Genomic DNA, 276 nt, shown 5'->3' on the forward strand with positions numbered 1-276 from the left:
GCTGTGCTCATCAGGCATGCGCGCCCTTGAGATCGCCGCTCACAATATCATGCTGGGGAAAACCGCTGTCAGTCTTGCCGTGGGCGTCGAGAACATGACCATGGCGCCCTATCTGCTGCCAAAGGCGCGAACGGGTTACCGCATGGGCTCTGGCACGATTGAGGATGCCATGCTGCTGGACGCGCTGGTGTGTTCGATTGAAGGCTGTCACATGGGCATGACCGCCGAGAACGTCGCTGAGCGCTACGGGATCAGCCGTGAGGAGCAGGATGAGCT

1 pseudogene is annotated in these 276 nt (G+C 60.5%); it reads left to right on the top strand.

The annotated features are described in order from the left end of the window. Positions 1–276, top strand: a pseudogene (locus ACTHSX_RS10635) (acetyl-CoA C-acetyltransferase); the annotation flags it as partial.

The organism is Neisseria sp. P0014.S002, from assembly GCF_051958295.1.
In the GTDB taxonomy this organism is placed as follows: Bacteria; Pseudomonadota; Gammaproteobacteria; order Burkholderiales; family Neisseriaceae; genus Neisseria; species Neisseria flavescens_B.